Origin of the sequence: Pseudoalteromonas sp. SG44-8 (assembly GCF_014164125.1) — a bacterium.
GTDB lineage: Bacteria > Pseudomonadota > Gammaproteobacteria > Enterobacterales > Alteromonadaceae > Pseudoalteromonas > Pseudoalteromonas rhizosphaerae.
In genome coordinates this window covers 107,289-111,992 of record NZ_JACJEQ010000015.1, presented here as the reverse complement: position 1 = coordinate 111,992, position 4,704 = coordinate 107,289, and the positions used below count along the sequence as shown (strand labels likewise).

At 42.7% G+C, this 4,704-nt stretch carries 4 protein-coding genes; 3 read left to right on the top strand and 1 reads right to left on the bottom strand.

The window, feature by feature from the left end; genetic code table 11:
• Positions 1-103 precede the first annotated feature (103 nt).
• From H5163_RS13260 to H5163_RS13250, 3 genes are all read left to right on the top strand, one after another.
• Positions 104-844: a ferredoxin--NADP reductase gene (locus tag H5163_RS13260; protein ID WP_182735338.1), complete on the top strand. Its 741-nt coding sequence runs from the start codon at positions 104-106 to the stop codon at positions 842-844.
• 62 nt (positions 845-906) lie between these two features.
• Positions 907-1,731 carry a nuclear transport factor 2 family protein gene (locus H5163_RS13255; protein ID WP_145238789.1) on the top strand — a complete coding sequence of 275 codons (825 nt, stop codon included), beginning with the start codon at positions 907-909 and terminating at the stop codon, positions 1,729-1,731.
• A 50-nt stretch (positions 1,732-1,781) separates the two neighbouring features.
• On the top strand, positions 1,782-2,102 hold the full coding sequence (locus H5163_RS13250) for a hypothetical protein (RefSeq protein ID WP_145238785.1): 321 nt from the start codon (positions 1,782-1,784) through the stop codon (positions 2,100-2,102).
• Here H5163_RS13250 and H5163_RS13245 read toward each other — a convergent pair.
• Positions 2,091-2,984: a TPR end-of-group domain-containing protein gene (locus tag H5163_RS13245; RefSeq protein ID WP_145238782.1), complete on the bottom strand. Its 894-nt coding sequence runs from the start codon at positions 2,982-2,984 to the stop codon at positions 2,091-2,093. The two genes, H5163_RS13250 and H5163_RS13245, sit on opposite strands and share 12 nt — an antisense overlap.
• Positions 2,985-4,704: the final 1,720 nt, after the last annotated feature.

The window sequence follows — 4,704 nt, the reverse complement described above, 5'->3', positions numbered from 1 at the left end:
ACTCGCAAACTCGCAAACTCGCAAACTCGCAAACTCGCAAACATTGACAATGCTGTGCACTCTTGCCACTGTTATACAAAGCAATAATTAAGGAGTGTTAATTGTGTCTAATTGGGTTGAGGCAAGTGTTAAAGATATTGTTTGGTGGACTGATACGTTATTTAGTTTAATTGTGAATGCCGATGTGGAGCCGTTTAAAGCAGGACAGTTTACTAAGCTTTCTATGATGATGGATGAAAAACGTATTGCACGGGCTTACTCTTACGTAAATGCACCAAGCTCTCCCGATTTAGAGTTTTATCTTATTAACGTGGCAGATGGCTTATTATCACAACAATTAGCCAAGCTTAAACCCGGCGATACGGTGATGATTGAAAGCCGCGCCAGTGGATTTTTTACTATTGATGAAATCCCCGCCAGTGAACAGTTATTTATGCTTAGCACCGGAACCGCAATTGGGCCGTTTTTATCCATTTTAGAGCAGCCTGATGTGTGGCAGCAATTTAAGCACGTTACCTTAGTGCATGGTGTGCGTTTGAATGCAGATTTAAGTTATCAAGCAAAAATTGCGCAGTTACAGCAGCAGTATCCGCAATTGAGTTATCTGCCCGTAGTGAGTCGCGAGCAGGCAACTGTCGGCTTAGATGGGCGTATTACTGACCGAATCGCCGATGGCACCTTATTTAAGCATTGTGATAGCGCAGTTAGCCCGCAAAATAGTCAATTTATGATCTGTGGTAATCCACAAATGGTTAAAGACACCAGCGCATTATTAACCGAGCAAGGCTACACTCGCAATCGTCGTAGGGAGCCTGGGCAAATCACCGTTGAGCAGTATTGGTAAAAAGCTATCGCGATCCGGTAAATTTTGTTATTTTAGAGTTTCTTAAATTACTCAGGAACAGTATGAAACCGTTATTTTTTTTAGTAAGTTTGCTATTTCCGTGGCAGTTATTAGCAACTGCAGCTGATGTAGTTGAACCACAGACTAAAACTGAAACAACAGCAGCTAAATTGCCTGCTGCAGTAAAAACGACTGACACTAGCACTGGCGAAGAAAAATCAGTGCAGAGTAAAGCCCCAACAAAATCAACTGAGGCTGAACTACAAGATAGCCCAGCGGTGATCACCTTAACGCCAGAAAATAAGCAATCAGCTGAGCCTGTAAACGTTGAACCAACACAGCCAATTAAAACAGACACCAGCAAACCAAGCGAGCCTGAAGTTGATACCAGTAAGGTACTTGGTACTGAAGCGGCAAAACCTGCTGAACTTCCTAAAACACAACAAGAAAAACAGCTTGCTGTCGCACAAGCAGAGCAAGCGGTGATCCAAGCTAAAGAAGCGCTAACACTCAAACAACAAGTTAAAGCTAAACAGTCACGCGAATCGTTAGCCGTTATTGAGCAATTAATTAAGGCGTATAATGCCAGAAACATCGATGCATTTATTAGTATGTATGATGAAAATGTAGAGTTTTATGCCTTTCCAAACGAGTTACTTTTTAAGGGCAAAGAAAAACTGATTGCCCGTTACGGAATAATGTTTAAAAAATTAAAGTGTATAAAATCATCCCCAATTAAACGTATTGTGCACGGTAATATCGTTATCGATCATGAACTTTCAGAAACCTGTTCAACAGATCCAAATGTAGTTGATAAGCGCGGAGAGTTAATCTCTAGCTATCAAGTTGAAAATGGCAAAATAACCAAAGTACTCTTTTTTAGATAGAGTATTAATAAGCAGATTGTTTATAGGCAGATAAAGGGGCCGCGACTAGCATGCAAATTAGTGATGATAAAAAAATTCAGTTACTTTATCGTGTAGAGCCAGGCTGTTTAGGGCCAACGGGAGCACAAACCATTGAGCGTTTCTGTGATTATGCTAATCAGCAATTGGTCGCCCCTTATTTTGCCCTTTATCATTTTACCCCGCGGTTTGATAAAACTAAAGCCGAGCGCGAATACAGTATTAATGCTCGGCTGTTGTCTGATCAGCATGCGCAGGCTTATCTTGCGCATTTTAAAACCAACAAAGATGAGTTTGAAGAGCAACTCGACGAACTGCTCACTCAAGCAATCGAAAGCTTTTTAGAACGTTAAGTCGCCAGATACAATCGCATTAAAGCTGCTGTTGTCGTGCAAACTGGCAAATGCACTTTCATGTAATAGCTCATTACGTAAGTTTGGTGAATACTCCAACGACATTTTTATATCGGCCAACGCATCAGCGTGTTTATGAGTCAACGCATAAGCACATGCACGTTGCCAATAAGCGTAGCCATAGTCACTGTCTATATCCAAGGCTTGGTTACACAACTCTATCGCCTGAGCTGTTTCATTAAGCTCTAGTAATGCATCGGCTTTGTAAGCGATAGCTTCAACATCTTCGGGTTTACGTTTTAAAATCTCATCAAATATTTCGATCTTATTGGCTATATCGCTTTCTAAATTTGCACGCATCCATAAAGAGTGGACTTCATTGGTCACAGATATTTTTTGTTGGTTACTTAAGATTTCTTCAGAGCGCTCGCGTAGCTTTTCTTCAAATGTATTCAAACGTGCTTCGTATTCATTGGTGATCACGCTGACACGGGTATTTACAATATCTTCGACTTTGTTTTTTACATCACGTAACGAGTTCCAACCAACCAGTACCAAAATAGAGGCTGTGGCAGTGATGATAAAAAATACATTATTAATTGTATCAGTGGTGTAAGTCAGTGCGCGGTCAGCGGTATCAAGCTGAGCATGAGTGACTTGTTTGGTAACGTCTTCACGTAGTTTTTGCTGATCTTGGCGTACCGCTTTGAGTTCATCAAGAATATAGCGTTCCATCAAGGGTCTATACATCGGCTCTTGAAGTTTTTTGAGTGCCTGTTGTTGCTGTTGTGGGCTGGGTGCAGCGCGAGACTCTTCAGCCTGTGCCTGAGCTGCCACAAAAGTGGCAAAAAGAAGTAAAATTGATACAAAATAATGACGCATACTACTGCCTAGTCGATAAATTAAAGTGCTAAGTAAATTACTGAAACTGTAACATGACTACCTATGAGTAACTAGGCCGCGTTGATTTTTCGAGGTTATTTTAACAGCAATATGCTGGGTAATTGCTGCTTTGCTGTAGTGGAAGAAAATGAAGCCAGTAAAAACAGGCAAAAAAAACCAGCTCTAAGAAGAGCTGGCCAAACTGCTTAAACAACTTAAAGTCGTTAGGGATATCAACAGGAGTGAGCGTTTATAATAACCAAATATATCTGAACAACGTCTTAATATTTAAAGCATTACAAATATTGGAAAATACTTTTTGGCCCCATTAATTCCACGCAGATCATTTACCTTAGCCACCGTTGGGTGATATTGCATGGTAACTAAACAATTTGCTCGTAAAGAATACGGTCATTGTTGAGTAAATATTCTGGTGACAGGGTTATCAAAATAATTTAAAAATTGTAGCCGCGAGTTTACCTCGCGACCTATAAACCGGTTTCGGGTTTGGTGCTACGGAATACACCCTAGCACCAAGCTCCTTTTACTGTGGTAGGAACTGGCTTTAGCCGTGATTATCTTAAAACCACTTTTACCACCGAGTGCCACTGAGGCACTTCGCTGCACGGAGAAGAAAAAAAGTGCTTCGAGCAACGGGCTGCGGAATACACCCTAGCACCAAGCTCCTTTTACTACCGTAGGCGTTAAGCTTGCTGACGCGGTCTTTATATTCTTTCTCTAAAGCTAGCACCTAGCTCTTTTTACTACCGTAGGAACTGGCTTTAGCCGTGATTATCTTAAAACCACTTTTACCACCGAGGGCCACTGAGGCACTTCGCTGCACGGAGAAGAAAAAAAGTGTTTCGAGCGACAGTCTGCAGGCACACCCTAGAACCTAGTCACTTCCCTAGCACCTAACTCCTTTTACTACCGTAGGCGTTAAGCTTGCTGACGCGGTCTTTATTATTTCTCACCAGCGCAGCGTCTCTTAACCTCTGTGGTGAATCAGTCAGTTAATAACTTTTTGCACAATGAGCAGTGAATGAGGGAAATGGGAAGGCAAAAGCTGTTGGCTTCGAGCGACGGTCTGCGGGCTCACCCTAGCACCTAGCTCCTTTTACTGTCGTAGGAACTGGCTTTAGCCGTGATTATCTTAAAACCACTTTTACCACGGAGGGCCACTGAGGCGCTTCGCTGCACGGAGAAGATAAAAAGTGCTTCGAGCGACGGTCTGCGGAATACACCCTAGTACCTAGTTCTTTTTACTACCGTAGGCGTTAAGCTTGCTGACGCGGTCTTTATTATTTCTCACCAGCGCAGCGTCTCTTAACCTCTGTGGTGAATCAGTCAGTTAATAACTTTTTGCACAAGGAGCAGTGAGTGAGGGTAAATGAGGGGGCAAAAGCTGTTGGCTTCGAGCGACGAGCTAACCCTAGCACCTAGCTCCTTTTACTGTCGTAGGAACTGGCTTTAGCCGTGATTATCTTAAAACCACTTTTACCACCGAGGGCCACTGAGGCGCTTCGCTGCACGGAGAAGATAAAAAGTGCTTCGAGCAACGGTCTGCGGGCTAATCCTAGTACCTAGCGCCTTTGACTACCGTAGGCGTTAAGCTTGCTGACGCGGTCTTTATTATTTCTCACCAGCGCAGCGTCTCTTAACCTCTGTGGTGAATCAGTCAGTTAATAACTTTTTGCACAAGGAGCAGTGAGTGAGGGTA

What these genes read in the sequence shown, in the direction of transcription:
- H5163_RS13255 (WP_145238789.1), top strand. Translation starts at nt 907, where the DNA reads ATGAAACCGTTATTTTTTTTAGTAAGTTTGCTATTTCCGTGGCAGTTA.
- H5163_RS13250 (WP_145238785.1), top strand. Translation starts at nt 1,782, where the DNA reads ATGCAAATTAGTGATGATAAAAAAATTCAGTTACTTTATCGTGTAGAG.
- H5163_RS13245 (WP_145238782.1), bottom strand. Translation starts at nt 2,984, where the DNA reads ATGCGTCATTATTTTGTATCAATTTTACTTCTTTTTGCCACTTTTGTG.